General features: G+C 57.8%; 18 protein-coding genes. 8 read left to right on the forward strand and 10 right to left on the reverse strand.

The annotated features are described in order from the left end of the window. Positions 1-8: 8 nt before the first annotated feature. The 8 genes from BLW71_RS36925 to BLW71_RS36960 form a co-directional block, all read right to left on the reverse strand. Complete coding sequence (locus tag BLW71_RS36925; protein ID WP_091808544.1) at positions 9-605, reverse strand: NAD-dependent epimerase/dehydratase family protein; 597 nt, start codon at positions 603-605, stop codon at positions 9-11. A gap of 205 nt (positions 606-810) precedes the next feature. Next, positions 811-1,506: a 3,4-dihydroxy-2-butanone-4-phosphate synthase gene (ribB, locus tag BLW71_RS36930; RefSeq protein ID WP_091808546.1), complete on the reverse strand. Its 696-nt coding sequence runs from the start codon at positions 1,504-1,506 to the stop codon at positions 811-813. 160 nt (positions 1,507-1,666) lie between these two features. Continuing rightward, positions 1,667-3,565, reverse strand: coding sequence for a sigma-54-dependent Fis family transcriptional regulator (locus BLW71_RS36935; protein WP_091808549.1), 1,899 nt, complete (start codon positions 3,563-3,565; stop codon positions 1,667-1,669). Positions 3,566-3,887: 322 nt separating this feature from the next. Next, on the reverse strand, positions 3,888-4,661 hold the full coding sequence (locus BLW71_RS36940) for an acetoin reductase (RefSeq protein ID WP_091808551.1): 774 nt from the start codon (positions 4,659-4,661) through the stop codon (positions 3,888-3,890). A 48-nt stretch (positions 4,662-4,709) separates the two neighbouring features. Further along, positions 4,710-5,759 carry a 2,3-butanediol dehydrogenase gene (locus tag BLW71_RS36945; protein WP_091808553.1) on the reverse strand — a complete coding sequence of 350 codons (1,050 nt, stop codon included), beginning with the start codon at positions 5,757-5,759 and terminating at the stop codon, positions 4,710-4,712. Positions 5,760-5,875: 116 nt separating this feature from the next. Then, positions 5,876-6,997, reverse strand: a complete 1,122-nt coding sequence (locus BLW71_RS36950; protein WP_091808555.1) for an LLM class flavin-dependent oxidoreductase — start codon at positions 6,995-6,997, stop codon at positions 5,876-5,878. Between the two features lie 66 nt (positions 6,998-7,063). After that, positions 7,064-7,594: a flavin reductase family protein gene (locus tag BLW71_RS36955; RefSeq protein WP_091808557.1), complete on the reverse strand. Its 531-nt coding sequence runs from the start codon at positions 7,592-7,594 to the stop codon at positions 7,064-7,066. A gap of 313 nt (positions 7,595-7,907) precedes the next feature. Next, positions 7,908-8,648, reverse strand: a complete 741-nt coding sequence (locus BLW71_RS36960) for a hypothetical protein (protein WP_286162209.1) — start codon at positions 8,646-8,648, stop codon at positions 7,908-7,910. 11 nt (positions 8,649-8,659) lie between these two features. Between BLW71_RS36960 and BLW71_RS41860 the strand changes: the two genes are divergently transcribed. The 5 genes from BLW71_RS41860 (at position 8,660) to BLW71_RS36985 (ending at position 11,982) form a co-directional block, all read left to right on the forward strand. Further along, a complete protein-coding gene (locus tag BLW71_RS41860; protein WP_177205177.1) occupies positions 8,660-8,962 on the forward strand; it encodes a hypothetical protein in 303 nt (100 codons plus the stop codon). Positions 8,963-9,045: 83 nt separating this feature from the next. Continuing rightward, on the forward strand, positions 9,046-9,459 hold the full coding sequence (tnpA, locus tag BLW71_RS36970; protein ID WP_091808559.1) for an IS66-like element accessory protein TnpA: 414 nt from the start codon (positions 9,046-9,048) through the stop codon (positions 9,457-9,459). Continuing rightward, positions 9,456-9,803 carry an IS66 family insertion sequence element accessory protein TnpB gene (tnpB, locus tag BLW71_RS36975; RefSeq protein WP_090801994.1) on the forward strand — a complete coding sequence of 116 codons (348 nt, stop codon included), beginning with the start codon at positions 9,456-9,458 and terminating at the stop codon, positions 9,801-9,803. The genes tnpA and tnpB overlap by 4 nt, the downstream gene beginning before the upstream one ends. A gap of 41 nt (positions 9,804-9,844) precedes the next feature. Further along, the gene (gene tnpC, locus BLW71_RS36980; RefSeq protein WP_091808561.1) at positions 9,845-11,386 is read left to right on the forward strand and encodes an IS66 family transposase; all 1,542 of its coding nucleotides are present in this window, start codon (positions 9,845-9,847) and stop codon (positions 11,384-11,386) included. A gap of 2 nt (positions 11,387-11,388) precedes the next feature. Beyond that, positions 11,389-11,982: a plasmid pRiA4b ORF-3 family protein gene (locus tag BLW71_RS36985; RefSeq protein ID WP_091808563.1), complete on the forward strand. Its 594-nt coding sequence runs from the start codon at positions 11,389-11,391 to the stop codon at positions 11,980-11,982. Positions 11,983-11,985: 3 nt separating this feature from the next. Here BLW71_RS36985 and BLW71_RS36990 read toward each other — a convergent pair whose 3' ends face one another. Further along, positions 11,986-12,786: an alpha/beta fold hydrolase gene (locus BLW71_RS36990; RefSeq protein ID WP_091808566.1), complete on the reverse strand. Its 801-nt coding sequence runs from the start codon at positions 12,784-12,786 to the stop codon at positions 11,986-11,988. 94 nt (positions 12,787-12,880) lie between these two features. Here BLW71_RS36990 and BLW71_RS36995 point away from each other — a divergent pair, with 94 nt between their 5' ends. The 3 genes from BLW71_RS36995 to BLW71_RS37005 all read left to right on the forward strand — a co-directional run bounded on the left by BLW71_RS36995 (position 12,881) and on the right by BLW71_RS37005 (position 15,370). After that, positions 12,881-13,783: a LysR family transcriptional regulator gene (locus BLW71_RS36995; RefSeq protein ID WP_091808569.1), complete on the forward strand. Its 903-nt coding sequence runs from the start codon at positions 12,881-12,883 to the stop codon at positions 13,781-13,783. Between the two features lie 143 nt (positions 13,784-13,926). Continuing rightward, positions 13,927-14,202: a formaldehyde-responsive transcriptional repressor FrmR gene (gene frmR, locus BLW71_RS37000; protein WP_091808572.1), complete on the forward strand. Its 276-nt coding sequence runs from the start codon at positions 13,927-13,929 to the stop codon at positions 14,200-14,202. A gap of 58 nt (positions 14,203-14,260) precedes the next feature. Continuing rightward, positions 14,261-15,370 (forward strand): S-(hydroxymethyl)glutathione dehydrogenase/class III alcohol dehydrogenase, encoded by a 1,110-nt coding sequence (locus tag BLW71_RS37005; protein ID WP_091808574.1) that lies wholly within the window; start codon positions 14,261-14,263, stop codon positions 15,368-15,370. Between the two features lie 145 nt (positions 15,371-15,515). Here the strand turns inward: BLW71_RS37005 and BLW71_RS37010 are convergent, their stop codons facing one another. Continuing rightward, complete coding sequence (locus tag BLW71_RS37010; RefSeq protein ID WP_091808577.1) at positions 15,516-16,424, reverse strand: LysR family transcriptional regulator; 909 nt, start codon at positions 16,422-16,424, stop codon at positions 15,516-15,518. Positions 16,425-16,608: the final 184 nt, after the last annotated feature.

The following is a 16,608-nucleotide window of genomic DNA, read 5'->3' on the forward strand; positions in this document are numbered from 1 at the left end:
CCTTGAACCTAAGGAACGTTCGACCATCGGTTCGTCCCGTTGCCGACGATTTGAACGACGCCCGTCTGCAATGCGTTGTCGACCAGGGCGGGAATTTGCACGCTGCGAAGCCCGATGCCGCGACCGACGCCATAGATGTTACTGGGGCATATGACAGCGGAGCGCACGCCTCTATCTGCAGCGCCGACGACTAGCTGGTCGACAGCGCGCCTCGGTTGCTTGGATGCTTCAACAACGAAGGTACTTTCTTCGTCGAAGATCATGTCTGATGCATACAGACCTCGGGCGTCGTCGCCAATCACACTCGAACCGCTTGTGTGGATGAAAGGTTTTTCCGTGCCTTCCAAGGCCGAAATGAAAGTCACCACAGAGGCTAAATGGTCTGCGCTCGCGGTGTCGATCACACCGTCCGCCTGCCGGGCCTCTGTGCCGAGCAGATCGGCGTCATCGAGCGTGCCTATGACTGGTTCGACGCCTGATTTTTCGAGTTGGTCAGCCTTGCCTTGCGAACGAACAAGTCCGCGGACACGGTGACCCGCGGCGATCAGTTTTGTGGCCACGCTGCCGCCGATGTATCCCGTGGCTCCGGTGAGGAAGATAAGCATAGAACCTCGATTCGAATAGCCCAATTGGCATTTGGCCCGTCGAGGAGCCTATTGCCCGAGGCTTTTGATGCTAGCGTATTTCATGAGTGATTCCAATCGTGCATATGTGAAATACACTATTTCTGCGCCGATGGAAGGCTTGGTTGGGCCCCGACCACCCGACCCGCTCATGCTTGGGAGAATTCCTGCCGGGCCGGTGTACGAGTCAGGCTGCGACGCTGTCTGGTCGACGTGATGTATCACGAGGAAAATCCAGGATTTCCAATTCCAGGCGGAAGCGGACGAGATCGTCGATCGTGATAAGGGGTAACCCGTGCAGGCGCGCGAAGTGCTCGAGCTGCGGACGTCGTGCCATACTGCCGTCGTCATTCACGATTTCGGCCAGGACCGCCCCCGGCCGCAATCCCGCCAGGCGGGCGAGGTCGACCCCGGCCTCAGTGTGTCCTGGACGCTCCAGAATGCCCTCACGAACCGCGCGAAGGGGAAAGATATGGCCGGGCCGACTGAAGTCGCAGGCCTGACGCGAAGGATCAACGAGCGCTCTGATCGTTGCCGCTCGTTCGCTGGCGGATATGCCGGTGGTGATCCCCTCCCGGAGGTCGACAGACACGGTGAAAGCAGTACGCATTGAATCAGTGTTTTCCTCGACCATGAGAGGGAGCTGGAGCTCGGATGTCCGCTCGGCCGGTAAGGCCACGCAAAGTAGGCCGCTAGTCCATCGGACCATGAAGGCAATTGTTTCGGGTGTCGCATGTTCCGCAGCAACAATCAAATCGCCCTCGTTCTCGCGATCTTCGCCGTCGACGACGACCAGAGGCGTTCCATTGGCCATTGCCGCCAACGCCTCCTGAATGGCGGACGAGGTCAAATTGCCATCGCGGCCGATATTGTCGTAGTTCATTATGTCTCCTGTTGGGGTAGCACTTTTAGCAACAGGATGCGTGCAGATAGCATGCCAGTTTGAAATACCCTATCAATCAAGGGCCAGGAACCTTCGCCACTGTTGCAGATGACACGCGCTGCGACAGTTTCTGTCGCAGCGGTCAGTACGCTCGTGAGACTCAATCTTCCGGGCGGTCGATCCCGAGTGACCTCATCTGCCGGTGCAACGTGGAACGTGAGACCCCGAGGCTAATGGCGGCTTCGGAAACATTCCAATGGCTGCGCTCTAGCGCTACTTCGATTGCATTGCGCTTACTCCGAGCGGGTGTTGAGACCTCGGTGCCATTCCGGGCGTTGAGCGGAGGAGGAAGATCGTTCAGAGTGATGACTCCGTCCGAATCAACTGCGACAGCGAAGCGCGCAGCGTGGTGCAGTTCACGTAGATTGCCAGGCCAGTTGTGTGCTGCGAGTGCGCGTCTCGCCTGCTCGTCGATGCTTGAGAAGCGCTTGCCGATGTTTCTCGACGCTTGAGCAAAGACCTGCTCGACTACCTGAAGTCGATCTTCGCGCTCGCGTAGAGCCGGGAGTCGAACGGTTGCACCGGCTAGTCTGAAATACAAGTCTTCCCGAAACTTGCCCTCGCGCACGAGTTGAGCAATGTCATGCAAACTGGCCGCCACCAATGCGAAGTTCACCCTGACGGAACGGATAGCGCCGACTGGAACGAATTCACCATCTGATAAGACCTGTAAGAGCCTTGTTTGCAATCCGAGAGGCATGTCACCAATTTCGTCAAGAAAGAGCATGCCGCCATCCGCCTCAAGCAGGCGCCCTTTGGACCCTTGCCGAGCGGCGCCAGTAAATGCACCGGGGCGGTAGCCGAACAGTTCGCTCTCAATCAGTTCGGCGGTGATTGCAGCACAGTTGATCGAAACAAATTTTGCGTCATCGCCTCCAACATCCATATGGATGGCACGGGCGAGAGCGCTTTTGCCTGTTCCGGTCTCCCCCTGTAGCAGAATGGGAACATGATGAGTCACGAGCCGGCGGGCGATGTTTATCGATTCACGAATACCCTCGTCATCACCAATCAGCTCGGTCAGACATGGGCGTTCCGCCGTCTCGGTACGCAGACGCTGGCTACGCTGGGAAGAACAGGCCGTCGACGTTCTGCGACGGACTTCTTCCGCTCGCAGGAAGATTCGGCCATTCACCGACGCGAGCGGCGTTGCCGGTTGGTCGGTGGCGTCGAGCCACTCTTCCATACCTTGTACCTCCGAGAGAGGCTGTCCAATGAGCGGCATGGACCGATTGTGCAACATCAGATGTGCCGCAGGCGTCGCATCGAGAATGTGGCCGTTCGAATCCAGGGCCACGCGCGCTTCCCCCGCGGTGTCGCAAAAATCGCTGTGCTTCGAGATTCGCAGGATCAGGTTGTCTGCATTACGTCGGTCGAAATACAGGTTTTCGATGCGGCGCGCCGACGCCGAAATGACGTTTCGCACGACTGCCTGCGTGGCATGGTCAGAAGGCATCAAAGTCGTCACGTTCAACACTGCCACGAGTTCCCCGGCGTTTCCAAAAATCGGCGCAACGGTGCAACTAAGCCGTTCAAGTGACGATGCGAAGTGATCACCCATCACGACCGAGAGGGGGCGTTGCTCCTGCAGGCAAAGGCTGACGCCATTCGTGCCTTGTGCCTGTTCGGTCCACATGGATCCGGGAAGAACGCCGGCGGCCGCGCAGGCATCCAACGTGAGCGCGTTGGAGCGGAAATCCAGAGCGATACCATTACAATCGGTCAACATCACGATGTAATCCTGCTCCGCGAGCAACTCAAAGAGGCGCTGTACCTCTCCTTGCGACAGCGCAAGCAGGTCGCCCATGGGTTCTCGATGATCCTTCAGTTCGGACGGAGACAACACGAGCGGGCGACCGATTCGATCGGGACTCAGGCTATGCTGTCCAACGCAACGTTCCCACGATACAGGGACGCTACCATCAGAATGAGGGCGGGCCTGCAACGGATGACGCTCGACTGACGTCAACACCATGCTTTTATGGCGATCTGGCTGCATCGACTTTGTCTCCAGGTCCGGGCCTTATGGCCCGTGTCATGTATCAGATAATACATGCCAGCCGCTGATTCTTCATGGTCTGGCGGCTCGCCAGGGCGTGGGTTCGTTCGGGTGCGGGCGTCTAATCCAAATCCGGTAATCGACCGATTGCAATGATTGGCCGAGCCTATCGCTGAGAGCGAGCCTTATTTAAAGCCCTTTTTGGTTCTCTGGCCTGACAGCGCGGCGTCTGCGAAAGGTAGATGGCGCCCTTGTGCAATGATCGACAGCGAGCAGGATCGGAGCGCCGAAAGCGCTGATCCTGCTCGCCGCCGTCGCGTGGTCAGACAAACAGCATGCCACCGTCGATTAGCAGCGATTGTCCTGTCATGTAGGCGGAATCGGCGCCTGCGAGCCACGACACCAATCCTGCGACGTCGTCGCCCGTGGACACACGCCCAAGCGCGATCCCTTGCGCCATAGCTTTCATAGACTCGCCTTTGCCGACCTTGTTAATCGCACCAAGGTCTCGATCGACTTCCACCCACATTTGCGTGTCGACGATTCCGGGGCAATAAGCATTGACGGTGATGCCATGAGGAGCCCATTCCTGAGCCGCTGACTGCGTGAGCGCACGCACGCCGAACTTCGACGAGCAGTAGACGCCAAGCAGAGGAAACCCTTTATGTCCCGCGATGGAGCAGGCGCCGATAATCTTCCCGCCCGTGCCTTGCTTGATCATCCATCTGGCCGCTTCGGTATAACAAAGGAACACGCCGCGTCCATTCACAGCATGCACCTTGTCGTACTCTTCGGGCGACACGTCCAGAAGTGCTTTGGTTTGCGCAATGCCGGCGTTGGCGACCATGATGTCGAGGGATCCAAGTCCACTTGCCGTGTTTTCGACCAGTTTCTTGACCGACTGAGGCTGAGAAATATCGCCGTACAGGCTGATTGCTCTGACGCCCGACGATTCGATTTGCTTCCGGGTTTCCTCAAGTTCCTTTTCCATCGAAGGAAGGTCTGAAACAGCGATATTGTGACCATCTCTTGCAAGCCGAAGCGCGATGGATTTCCCGATACCACGAGCGGCGCCCGTAACGTGAGCAACGGTCATGACTCGTCTCCTTGATTAGATTTGATTGATGTTGATAAAAAGGCGAAATCAGGCAGTTGGATCTACGAGGACCTTCATTTTCCGGCCGGCGCGAAGTTCCTCGAAGCCCTGCGTGAGTACACCGCTCAACGGAACAGTCTCAACCCAACCGGTTGTCTCGTAGTGTCCCTGGGCCATAAGGTCAATGACTGCCTTGTAATCGTCGCCGGTGTAGCAGATCGTTCCCTGTATCCGTCTTTCGCGCAGAACGGCGCTGAGTAACGGCGTTTGTATGGGCTTGTCGTAGATCGCAACGCTGACAAGCGACCTTTGTTCTCCCAGACAGTCGAGAGCCGTTGCGACGGCTGCGGGCACTCCCGCTGCGTCATACGCCGCATCGACTCCATTTCCGTGGGTCTGGTCCAGAATCATCTCAGTGACATTGACGCGAGTCGGATCGATAGTGCGAGCGCCCAGCGTCTCGACCGCTTTGCGACGTGTTTCGGATGGTTCGACGAGATCGATTTGCGTCAACCCCATGCCCTTGAGCGCGAACCAGAGACCAATTCCGATTGGGCCGCCGCCGAAGACAAGCGCACGGCTTTCTGGACCGACCTTGCCGAGCTTTGCGGCGTGATAGGCGACCGACATGGGTTCCACCAGTGCGCCCATATCAACAGGAACGGAATCGGGAAGCTTGTGGACCATATTGCGGGGCACAACGGTGTATTCGGCCATCCCACCATCCGCCATCAGGCCGTGGAAGCCAATGTGGTTGCATACGTTGTAGTAGCCACCTTTGCACGGTCTACACGTGCCACACCGATAGATAGGTTCGACCGCGACTTTGTCGCCTTCACGAATGTCGCTGACACCATTGCCGACCGCCGTGACAATGCCCGAAAACTCATGCCCGATGACAAGAGGCATCTTTTTCCCGGTCAGCGGATGTGGATCGGTTTTGGGTATGAAAATCGGCCCGTCGTAATACTCGTGCAAGTCAGTACCGCAGATTCCGTTTCGACTCACTTTGATCTTGACTTCGCCGTCAGAGACGGAGGGTTCCGGAATATCTTCAATCGAAAGTTCGCAATTGCCGTAATAGACCGCAGCTCGCATTTCTTGTCTCCATATGTCTTATTGCCTGCGCAGCAAAGGGTAGACAGCGGCATTCGTTCGAACTTCGATGAACCGATTCCGCTGCCAGACCCTACAGAAATGAGGCGCGGTGTGCTTTACGCCGGCTCGGCCGCTTTTTGTGCGTGGGCCGTTGCGCTGCGCAGGCCGGGCATGACTTCGGTTGCCAGCCGTCGCATCGTTTCCCATTCCCACTCGCGGTTTTTCCCTGCACCGTCCATTGAGGCCATCATCAGGCCGCCGAAGGGGCCCGTGCGTTCCCGTAAAGCGACAAGTTTGTCGAGGACCGTTTTCGGTGAACCGTAGACAACCATGCTTTCGATCAGTTGCTCGACGGTCACTTCGTTGTCGGGCTTCTTCGGGTCGTCTTTCATAACGGCGGTGTAGTCGACGGCCTTAAGAATTCTCCACATGTAGTCGAAGTAGTAGTAGCTGCTCCCTTCGGGATCCATCACGCGATCACGTGCTTCCGCGTCGCTTTCGGCAATGATCATATTGCGCGCGACTCTCCAGGCTTCGCCCGCGGATTCGCGCCCAACTGCTTCGCAGCCCTCCACATACTTTTTCCAGTGGCTTGCGACGACGTATTCCGGACAGAAGTTAGCCGTCATTGCGCCGAAGCCCCGCATCGCGGCGACCTTCACACTGCTGGAGAAGGGCGACATCGCCGTCATCGAAATTTCCGGGAAAGGCTTCTGAAACGGCTTGGGCATGTACCCGACGCCGAGTTCGGGAATCACCGATTTCTTCAACGAAATAGTCCAGTGCTTTCCCTGAATGTCGTAGGGCGGGTCTTGCGACCAGATCTTGAGGATTGTGTCGATAGATTCCATCATCCGCTCGTTCCGGTAAGGCGTGTCTTCGACGTCGAACATCTCCATGTCACTCGAGAGCCCGCCTGGTCCAATGCCGAAGATGAAGCGCCCCTTGGACATATGGTCGAACTGGGCGACTTCCGCCGCGACTAGCGCGGGATGATGATTCGGCAATGCGATCACGCCAGTGCCGAGTTTGATCTTCTTGGTCTGCCGAAGCACTGACGCGAGGAAAATGAGCGGCGCAGCTATCGGCTCAGTTTTACAGGACGTGTGTTCGCCGAAAAATGCTTCGTCGAAGCCGATCTCATCCGCGTAGATTACCTTTTGCGCATCTTCCTCAATGGTTTCTCCCAGTGAACGGGTGGGAAGGTGAAGTGGCATGCCAAACAGACCGAGTTTCATATTGTCTCCAATTACTTTGTAGCGGAGCGGTCGCCCCGAGGTGAAGTCAGATAGGCTGGTAAAGGTTCAAGCGAGTGCAACTTCTCGTGATACGCCTGCGCTGGCTCCGTTGAACCAGACGAGCGGGTCCACTTCACGGTCGTAAAGGCGCACGGCGGTGACGCGCCCGATGAAGAGGGTGTGAGTGCCGTAGCCCACGTGATGGTCAAGTTCGCAGAAAATGGCGGCAGGGGCGCTGCTGAGATAGAGCAGGGAGTCGGTCCCTTCATACCAGTCGCCGGAGGCGAAGCGTTCGGTGCGCCGTGATGACTGCGAGAACGGCAGGAGCAGGTCAAGGTGTGATTCACCGAGCAAGTTGACGCAGAACTTCCCGGTTGACTGGACGACCGAGTGCAGGCCGGCCCCTTGATTTGCAGAAACCAGCATGGATGGCGGATCCATCGAGACGGGAATGACAGCGGAGGCCGCCATGCCGTGAGGATTTCCACCGAGGTCACGGCCCGTCACAAGGGTCACGGATGAAGCGATACGCCGCATTGCAGTGCGGAAGTCGGCCGCGAGTACCGGGTCGATCGTTAGGTCAGGTGTCTGATTCATGAGGTCACCTCGTAATTGCAACAGTGGAAGGCACCCGATATAGAGCACGGGCCTTGCCAATGGAACAATTCACGCAAAATCAGACACTTGCGTTTCCTTGGTGTGTTGCGTGCGCGACACCGTGCGACACTACTGTCGCGAGAGGATCGGTCTCAGCGCCTGAGGCGGCCATATGGTCGAGAAACATGCCGTGTACACCGCTAGTGGTTAACCACAATGAAATGACAGGTCTTATCGGGCGGGCTCTTATGAGTAGGCACAGCGAACAAAGACGTTGGCGGTCCACTTGCCCTCCAGGCTGAAACAACTGAAGTCAGTCGTCGTCGCCTGCCACCGGGGCGACACTCAGGTTACGGAAGTAAGCAATGGTTCCAGACTCAATCCAGAGGCCGACGCCACCGCGTTGGTCGTGCCCGAGCTTCATGTCGTTGATCACTATTGTGGGACGGGGCTGACGATTCAGATGAAGTTGCGCGCGGTTCCCAAAGACCGTGATCTTCATATGTATCCACTGTGCCGGCGCAATGTCCGCATAGGTTTCGTACATCTCGGGTGATTCGGAGCGCAGCCGAGCAAATGGATAATCCGGATGTGAAAAATACTGGACGGTATGGTTGCGTCGGACCTGATCGTCGGCGATGGCATTCGTCGGGCGAAGATAAATGCTCTCAAAACGAAGCCCTGCGTCTACCCGGAACGCAACACCAACGAATCCACGGGCATATGACGGTGCATTGGGCGCTACCTGGCTAGCCACCTCGACTTCTATCGTCCCATCATGAAAATCTAGTGGCAACCACGCCATGAAATGCCGGTCGGTTAGCTGTTCTCTGGTCGGGTCTTGATATGCCGACGTCGGCATAGTGATTTCTAGTGATTGCTCACCGAGAAAAGTTGCATTGCTGAGCGAAACACCCGAGAGACGGAAGGCGTGCGGAGCGCCGAATGTGCTCATGGTCGAGGCGAGTTGCACGGCATGCTTTGCAGAGACGCTGGAATCCTCTTCATCACAACGCTTCATATCCACTAAATTTCTGATTTCATGCGGCCACACTGGACGTCACCATGTTTTCATTGCAGGCGCACTGGCGGAGCCGGTTGATTAGGTCGTGTCTGCGCGCCGATTGTCCGAAAAGCGCGATTGTTCATTCCGCCTTCGGAAGCACCTTCGCCGATGGCGGGTTGTCAGCTTGCTCATTCATCCAGAAAGGCACGGAGATCAGCCGAAAATTTATTTGGATTTTTGAACATCAGGAAGTGGTCCCCATGCTCTGCGTCGGAGTAGTTGTACAGTTTTGCGCCAGGTATTACGGATTGTGCCCAACGCTGACTTGGCAAGTTGTTGCTCTGTTCGCCGGAAAAGAGTAAGCGTCATTTGAAGGCCGTATCGACATCGACGTTGAGAGTGTCCAAAGTGATGTCCATCACTTCGAGTAGTGGGGACCACTTTGATGACAGAGACCGGCAGAGCTGGAAGCCGCAAGGGGCGGCCGAATTACGCGCCTGAATTCCGGCGTGAAGTTGCAGTGGCCGCGTGTGAGCCGGGCATCTCGGTGGCGAAGCTCGCGCAGTCGCACGGTCTGAATCCGAACATGGTGTTCAAGTGGCGCAGGCAATACCTTGCCGACCTGCCGGGCAACAAGAGGGAGAGCGAAGCGGCAGTGTTCGTTCCGGTGGCGATATCGCCGGATGATTCGATGGCGGTTTCGTCGCTACCGGTGCCGACAGCGCAATTGCCATTGCGCGCACAGGAAGCCGCGACTTCAGGTATCGAGATCGAGCTCAATGGCGCACGCGTGCGAGTGAGCGGGAAGGTAGACCCAGCCCAGCTGCGACTGGTGCTGCATTGCCTGAGGCCGGCATGATCGCGCTGCCGACCGGCACCCGCATCTGGCTCGCCGCCGGCGTCACCGACATGCGCCGTGGCATGGATGGTCTGGCTGCACTGGCGCAGGTGGCGCTTGAGCAAGACCCGTTCTCGGGCCACGTGTTCGCCTTCCGTGGTCGCCGGGGCGATCTGGTGAAACTGCTGTGGTGGAGTGGCGATGGAATGAACCTGTACGTCAAGCGCCTGGAGCGAGGCCGTTTCATCTGGCCGCAGGCCGACGCGGGATGCATCCATCTGTCGGCGGCACAACTGTCGATGCTGCTCGAAGGCATCGACTGGCGACGCCCCGAACGGACGTGGAAGCCCACATGCGCCGCGTAAATTTGCCCCCACTTCTGCGCGTGCCTGGTAAACTCCCAGGCATGCCAGTCAGCCGACTCCCCGACGACATCGATACACTCAAGCGCATGCTTGTCTCGCGCGAAGAAACCATCGCGCGCCTGCTTGCCGAGATCTCGCGTCTGAAGCGCTGGCAGTACGGACGCTCGTCGGAGCGCATGGCAGAACTGGCGGGACAACTGCAGCTCGCACTCAGTGACGGGGCACTGCCGCAGCAGGATGCCGTGGCGGCACCGGCGCCAGAACCGGTGCCGGATGAACCGGTAGACACGACAGCGCCGGTGGTTCCGCTACGCCGCCGCTCGCGCGAATTCCCTGCGCACCTGCCACGCGAGGTGGTGGAGCACAAGCCACAGGGCTGCGACTGCCCCGAATGCGGCGGCCGGCTGCGCAAGCTGGGTGAAGACGCTTCCGAGATGCTGGACTACGTGCCGGGATACTTCCGGGTGATCCGCCATGTGCGCCCCCGGCTGAGCTGCAGCCGTTGTGCGAAGGTCGTCCAGGAAGCGGCGCCGCCGCGCCCGATCGCACGCGGCATGGCCGCAGCCGGCCTGCTCGCGCAGGTGGTGGTTGCCAAGTACGCCGACCATACGCCGTTGTACCGGCAGGCAGGAATCTATCGCCGTGCCGGCATTGAACTCGACCGTGCCACGCTGGCCTCGTGGGTTCGCGAGTCCGCCGCACTGCTGCGGCCGCTGGCGGATGCCGTCGGCCGGTATGTACGTGAGGCGCAAAAAATCCATACGGATGACACGCCCGTCCCGGTGCTGGAACCCGGACGCGGCAAGACGCGTACGGCACGGTTGTGGACGTATGTACGCGATGACCGGCCGGCGGGCAGCCGGGCACCCCCGGCGGTCTGGTACCAGTACTCGCCCGACCGTAAGGGAGAGCGACCCCGTACGCATCTGCAGGGCTGGTCGGGCATCCTGCAGGCAGATGCCTATAGTGGCTACGATGCGCTGTACCGCGATGGCACGATCATCGAGGCAGCGTGCTGGGCGCATGTGCGGCGCAAGTTCTACGACCTGTACGAACTGGAGCGTTCGCCGGTGGCGCAGGAGGCACTCAACCGCATCGCGGCCCTGTATGCCATCGAGCGCGAGGTGCGCGGCCGCAAGCCGGAGGTCCGGCAGTCGGTGCGCATGACGCGGGCATTGCCGCTCGCAGGTGCGCTGAAGGACTGGCTCGAACATACGCTCGCGCAGGTCTCGGTGAAGTCGGGCCTCGGAAAGGCGATCCGGTATGCGCTGGGGAACTGGCCTGCGCTGGTGCGCTACTGTGAAGACGGACGCATCGAGATAGATAACAACACCGCGGAGCGATCAATCAGGCCGCTGGTTCTCGGCAGGCGCAACTATCTGTTTGCCGGTTCTGACGGCGGTGGACAGAGTGCGGCGGTTATCTACAGCCTGATCGGCACGGCACGCCTGAATGGTATCGAACCGTATGCGTATCTGCGTACGGTGTTCGAGCGGATTGCCGATCATCCCATCAACCGGATTGACGAGTTGCTGCCGTGGCATTTGATGCCGGTGAAGCAACCGGTCCAGCAGGCTGCGTGACGATGACATTGACTCGCAAACCCGCGTTACGCGCGGTCAACTCACCGGCACCGGTCTACCAACTGCACATCGAGCTGAAGTATCTGAAGCCGGCGGTCTGGAGGCGGGTTCTGGTCCCCGCCTCGATCAAGCTGCCGAAGCTGCATGTCCTGCTGCTGTGGGCGATGGGCTGGGATGGCGGCCATCTGCACGAATTCGTGTTCGGCGACATCAACTACGGGGTGCCCGATCCGGACTTCCCGAGTGACCCTCCGATGCTCAACGAAGCGCGGGTGAGCCTGGGCCGTGCGCTCGGTGCGCTGAAGTCATTCACCTACATCTACGATTACGGTGACAACTGGCAGCATCGTGTGAAGGTCGAGAAGGTCCTGCCGCCTGATCCTGAGTTGCGCTCGCCCATCTGCCTGGGCGGCCGCAATGCCTGTCCGCCGGAAGATGTTGGCGGTGTACCCGGCTACATCGAGTTCCTCGACGCGATCATCGATCCCGCTCATGAGGAACACCACCGGTTGCTCGACTGGTGCGGCGGTAGTTTCGATCCTTCTGCCTTTGACCTCCAAGGCCTCAACGAACGCCTCTTCGAGATCAAATTCTGATCGTCAAGACGGCCGCCAAATGTCGCTTACGGAAAAGATGGCGACAGGTATATTCATCTTGTGTTTGATGACGTCGCGCCAGTCGTTCATTGCATGATCAAACAGTACGCGTGACAGCGCTTTCGGATCATTCTTCACGAACTCATTGGCAAAGCTTTCGGAGTTGATGAAATAGGGAGAGTCCATTTGCGAATAGCGTTCGATCGCCTTCATGTCGACTATGAGATTGTTGGTGGGCGCCCCTTCAGTGAAAGCGGCAACCATTCTTTCTACCGAGGTCGTCATCCCACCAGCGTTACGCCGTTCTTCTTCCGACCAGTTTGAATGGGCATAGATCGAAATCGGTTCATCGACAAACGCCGCTTTTCGAATACTCCCGGTTCCGAATAGATCCACATAGCTCCACAAGACAGCGGCTCCCATCGACCAGCCGCAATAGTTTGCCTTCTGCAAGCGCAGGTGGTCGCCAAAATCCCTCAGGTCGACGGCGTATCTGGCGATCCGATTGCCATAGTCGACACGCTGTGAAAGTCCTTGATTTCGGACATCGAGCACATAAACCCGGTAGTGCCGCTTCAGTGCGTAAAGAAGGTTTACGTATTGCGCGCCGTTGCCGGACCAGCCGGGGATGAAGACAAGAGGCTCGCCCGCGCCGGCGGCCCAATAGGCTAGCCTGACGCCGTCACTCGTGGTGAAGTGGCCAATGCAGAGGTCGGCGAACTCTGACAGCTTTGATGGAAAGTCGCTCAAGGCTTGAGGAAAAGTAAAGTCCTTGCCGAGGACATCAAGTGCCGAATTAGTCATGGGAAAAAGTGGTCGACGGATCGTGCAGTATCCGCTTGAGTCAATCTATGATAAATGGTCAAATTAGAAGAACATTTGAAACAAAACGGATGCAATGGACCGATTGACTAGCATGTCCGTGTTTGTCAAAGCCGTCGAACTTGGGTCGTTCAGCGCGGCTGGTGACGCCTTGCAGATGTCGTCGCAACTCGTCGGCAAGCACGTCCAGCATATTGAGCATCGATTGGGGGGGCGTCTCCTGAACCGGACGACCCGGCGCCAGAGTCTCACTGAGTTCGGTCGTTCGTTCTACGAGCGTGCCAAGTTCATCCTGGCGGAAGTCGAGGTCGCCGAAGGCCTTGCCGCAGAAACGCGTGCGCTACCCACCGGCAAACTTCGAGTGAATGCGCCGGTGAGCTTTGGCGTGCATTCACTCTCACAACGGCTGCCCGACTATCTGAAGGCGTATCCGCAGGTCGATGTCGAATTGAGTCTGTCAAATCGGGAAGTGAATTTGATCGACGAGGGGTTTGATGTCGTTTTCCGGGTTGGGGCGCTCACTGATAGTCGATTGGTAGCGATATCGTTGACTCCCTACAGGCTCGTGTTGTGTGCGGCGCCGAGTTACGTGAAGAGGCACCCGCCGCTTCTGACGCCACTCGATCTGCAAAACCAAGAATGTCTTGGGTTTGGGCATACGGAATTGCGAACACATTGGACGTTTGAAGGGCCAACTGGTCGAGTGGCGGTCCCTATTACCAGCCGCTTGACGTCTGACCATGGTGAAGCGTTGCTATTCTCGGCGCTCGCGGGCCTTGGGGTCATCCTTCAGCCAATCGAGTTGGTGAGATCCGCGCTGGACAGTGGGCAACTCGTGGCATTGTTGCCCGATTACTCGATCCCAACGCGTCCAATGCACATGCTCTACGCTCCGGACCGGCGGGTCACACCGAAAGTTCGAAGCTTTCTGGATTTTGCCGCCGCGGAATTCGGCGCAATCGATTTTACGATGGACTAGCTTCCTGTGACCGTGGCCCGATGCCGTCAGGAAGACGCCGGAGTCATGGGCGGACGGGATAAGACGCTTTGTCACATCTCCTGCTGGATACTACCACCCAGTATTGGTATATACTACCTACCAGTATAAAGCGAGGTGTTTGGATGCCACATACAATCGAAGAGCAAAAGCGCGTTCTAGCCCGCGTTCGTCGCATCAAGGGCCAACTCGACGCGCTGGAGAATGCGTTAGTGTCGGGTACGGAATGCGGTCCTATCCTTCAGCAAATTGCCGCGGTTAGAGGGGCGGTGAACGGATTGATGGCGGGAGTTCTCGAAAGTCATTTGCGAGAGGAATTCCCACCAGTGGGAAAGGTGACCGACTCGCAGCAAGCTTCGATCGAGAATGTCGTCTCCCTCGTCAAGTCCTACCTGAAATGATGGCCAACCGTTGCGCCCGGCTTTCGTTTATTGACTAAAAATTTTGGATGGAATTCGTATGAAATCACGCGCTGCTGTTGCATTCGGCCCCGGTAAGCCACTTGAAATCGTAGAGCTAGATGTCGAGCCGCCGCGCGCCGGCGAAGTTCTCGTCAAGATTACGCATACCGGTGTTTGCCACACGGACGCCTTCACAATGTCTGGCGATGATCCTGAAGGACTCTTCCCGGTTGTTCTTGGACATGAAGGCGCGGGTATCGTCGTCGAAGTCGGCGAGGGTGTCTTGAGTGTGAAACCGGGTGACCACGTGATCCCGTTGTACACGGCGGAGTGCGGTGAATGCCTGTTTTGCAAGTCGGGTAAGACCAATCTTTGCGTGGCGGTGCGCGCGACTCAAGGCAAGGGCTTGATGCCCGATGGCACAACCCGGTTCTCGTATAACGGTCAGCCGATCTATCACTACATGGGGTGTTCGACTTTCAGCGAATACACGGTGGTCGCTGAAGTATCGTTGGCAAAGATCAATCCCGATGCCAACCCCGAGCATGTCTGTCTCCTTGGCTGCGGGGTCACAACCGGAATTGGCGCCGTCCACAATACGGCCAAAGTGCAACCGGGGGATAGTGTCGCGGTCTTTGGACTGGGAGGCATTGGTCTGGCTGTCGTCCAGGGTGCCCGTCAGGCGAAGGCGGGACGCATTATCGCGGTTGATACAAATCCGGAAAAATTCGAGCTCGCGCGTGTATTTGGCGCGACGGACTTCGTGAATCCGAAGGATCATGCAAAGCCCGTACAGCAGGTCATCATCGATATGACAGGGTGGGGCGTTGATCACTCTTTTGAATGCATCGGCAATGTGAATGTCATGCGCGCGGCGCTTGAATGTGCCCATCGCGGATGGGGACAGTCGGTAGTGATCGGGGTAGCAGGGGCAGGCCAAGAAATTTCTACGAGGCCATTTCAGTTGGTCACCGGCCGTACATGGAAAGGTTCGGCGTTCGGCGGCGTGAAGGGGCGCAGCCAGCTTCCTGGAATGGTCGAGGACGCGATGCGTGGCGAAATCCAGCTCGCTCCGTTCGTGACGCACACAATGCCGCTCGAGCGAATCAATGAAGCTTTCGACCTTATGCACGAAGGGAAATCCATTCGTACTGTCATCAATTATTGATTGAAGGCAACGGTCTCGGGGGCGTGCGGTTCATGCACGCTTATATGGCGGAATGCTTTCGTCACGCGACATTGGCGGATTTCATTGTCCGCCTTGAAAGTCGGCCAATTCGCCCATCCGGGAGAAAGTGTTTGGATTTGTCGGTCTAATCAAAGCGCCCCTGACGTCCTAGCTCAACCAGCGCGTCGACAACATGCCGTACCTTCGGCCGCAAATGCGCAACTTGCGGCCACACCGCATGCACATCGACTGGATCCGGGCGGTAGTCGTCGAGAACGGTGACGAGGCGGCCGGCATCGATGTGCTTGCGAAAAAGCGACAAAGGCATCTGACATAGACCGAGACCTGCGGCAGCAGCGTCGATCATCGCTTCGCCATCGCTGATCTGATGTGTCGATGGAGGGTGAATCCGGAACGAGCGTCCGTTCTGCTTGACCCGCCACGACAGCGGCTGACCACGGCGATAACCCACCACACATCTGTGCGCGCTGATGTCGTCGAGGGTGTGCGGTGTACCTTCACGAGCCAAATATGCAGGCGATCCACAAATCACCCATTGTTGCGATGCCAGCCGCCGCGCAACGACCCCGCTAGAGTCTGCAAGTTCGCCGAAACGGATCGCCAGGTCGACTCCTTCCTCAACTGGATCAATCACGTGATCGGTGAACGTCATGGTGAACTGGAGCCGCGGATAGGTGTTTCCGAGCTCCAGTAGAACCGGCATTATGCATTGCCTTCCAAAAGCGGAAGCCATGTCTATCCGCAGCCGCCCAGCGGGTTCGCGTGAACCCGGACCAAGGGCAGACTCCGCCGCCGTAATCTCGTCTAGCGCCATTGCGCACGCGGCGAAATAAGCTTCACCATCCGCTGACAGCTTAATGCGGCGGGTCGTGCGGTGAAACAACTTGACGCCAAGCCGTTGCTCCAGACGCCCGATCGATTTGCCGACGGCAGACTTCGAAATGCCGAGTTGATCCGCAGCCTCCGTGAAGCTGGACGAACGCGCGGTGGCTACGAATGTGGCGATGCCATTGAGGGATTCGAGTGAGTTCATCGAGCATTTGACGCCGGATAGTAGACAAATTTTCTACGATAAGCGGAAGTCTAGCCCATTTATCAGCGTGCTACCCGTCGATAAGATTGCGATTACTAGCGGCGACACACCCGCTTGTGTAACGCTCAAAGCAGATCCTCCTTATGGAGACTGTAATGTGCAACGCTGCTCCTTGAAGCCATCC

Origin of the sequence: Burkholderia sp. WP9, assembly GCF_900104795.1 — a bacterium.
Classification (GTDB): domain Bacteria; phylum Pseudomonadota; class Gammaproteobacteria; order Burkholderiales; family Burkholderiaceae; genus Paraburkholderia.

Bases quoted from the DNA above. Each gene is read 5' to 3' on its own strand.
- BLW71_RS36925 (WP_091808544.1), bottom strand. From the start codon at position 605: ATGCTTATCTTCCTCACCGGAGCCACGGGATACATCGGCGGCAGCGTG.
- ribB (WP_091808546.1), bottom strand. From the start codon at position 1,506: ATGAACTACGACAATATCGGCCGCGATGGCAATTTGACCTCGTCCGCC.
- BLW71_RS36935 (WP_091808549.1), bottom strand. From the start codon at position 3,565: ATGCAGCCAGATCGCCATAAAAGCATGGTGTTGACGTCAGTCGAGCGT.
- BLW71_RS36940 (WP_091808551.1), bottom strand. From the start codon at position 4,661: ATGACCGTTGCTCACGTTACGGGCGCCGCTCGTGGTATCGGGAAATCC.
- BLW71_RS36945 (WP_091808553.1), bottom strand. From the start codon at position 5,759: ATGCGAGCTGCGGTCTATTACGGCAATTGCGAACTTTCGATTGAAGAT.
- BLW71_RS36950 (WP_091808555.1), bottom strand. From the start codon at position 6,997: ATGAAACTCGGTCTGTTTGGCATGCCACTTCACCTTCCCACCCGTTCA.
- BLW71_RS36955 (WP_091808557.1), bottom strand. From the start codon at position 7,594: ATGAATCAGACACCTGACCTAACGATCGACCCGGTACTCGCGGCCGAC.
- BLW71_RS41860 (WP_177205177.1), top strand. From the start codon at position 8,660: ATGTTTTCATTGCAGGCGCACTGGCGGAGCCGGTTGATTAGGTCGTGT.
- tnpA (WP_091808559.1), top strand. From the start codon at position 9,046: ATGACAGAGACCGGCAGAGCTGGAAGCCGCAAGGGGCGGCCGAATTAC.
- tnpB (WP_090801994.1), top strand. From the start codon at position 9,456: ATGATCGCGCTGCCGACCGGCACCCGCATCTGGCTCGCCGCCGGCGTC.
- tnpC (WP_091808561.1), top strand. From the start codon at position 9,845: ATGCCAGTCAGCCGACTCCCCGACGACATCGATACACTCAAGCGCATG.
- BLW71_RS36985 (WP_091808563.1), top strand. From the start codon at position 11,389: ATGACATTGACTCGCAAACCCGCGTTACGCGCGGTCAACTCACCGGCA.
- BLW71_RS36990 (WP_091808566.1), bottom strand. From the start codon at position 12,786: ATGACTAATTCGGCACTTGATGTCCTCGGCAAGGACTTTACTTTTCCT.
- BLW71_RS36995 (WP_091808569.1), top strand. From the start codon at position 12,881: ATGGACCGATTGACTAGCATGTCCGTGTTTGTCAAAGCCGTCGAACTT.
- frmR (WP_091808572.1), top strand. From the start codon at position 13,927: ATGCCACATACAATCGAAGAGCAAAAGCGCGTTCTAGCCCGCGTTCGT.
- BLW71_RS37005 (WP_091808574.1), top strand. From the start codon at position 14,261: ATGAAATCACGCGCTGCTGTTGCATTCGGCCCCGGTAAGCCACTTGAA.
- BLW71_RS37010 (WP_091808577.1), bottom strand. From the start codon at position 16,424: ATGAACTCACTCGAATCCCTCAATGGCATCGCCACATTCGTAGCCACC.